Here is a 523-nt window from a genome sequence, read left to right as displayed (position 1 = left end):
CGTCACCCGTGCGGTACAACACCTCGCCCGCATTGAACGGATTCGCCACAAACCGCGTCGACGTCAACCCCGCCTGACCCAGATAACCCCGAGCCAACTGCACACCCGAGACATACATCTCACCCGCAACACCAACAGGCACCGGAGCCAAACGCGTATCCAACACGAACACCCGCAGACCCGAAATAGCCTGACCCACAACACTCGCCGACGCATCCGCCGCCAACGCAGCATCCAACACACGATGGCTCACATGCACCGTCGTCTCCGTGATGCCGTACATGTTCACCAACGTCGGCGCAGAGTCACCGCGGCGGCCATACCAATCCGACAAGCGACGCAGCTCGAGCGCCTCGCCACCGAAAACAACCCACCGCAACGACAACTCGGCAGCCAGACCGGATTCCGACGCCAACCGATCAGCCTCAGCCAACTGATAGAACGCCGACGGCGTCTGATTGAGCACCGTCACCCGCTCAGCAGCAAGCAACTCCAAGAACTGCTCCGGCGACCGCGACGTCAC

At 62.0% G+C, this 523-nt stretch carries 1 protein-coding gene; it reads right to left on the bottom strand.

The genetic code is table 11. The annotated features are described in order from the left end of the window. The coding region (locus G8767_RS35315; RefSeq protein WP_166814299.1) for an AMP-binding protein at positions 1-523 on the bottom strand (523 nt) is incomplete at both ends.

This window comes from Rhodococcus sp. IC4_135, from assembly GCF_011602025.1.
Taxonomy (GTDB): Bacteria; Actinomycetota; Actinomycetes; order Mycobacteriales; family Mycobacteriaceae; genus Rhodococcus_F; species Rhodococcus_F baikonurensis.
This window is presented reverse-complemented; position numbering and strand designations above follow the sequence as displayed.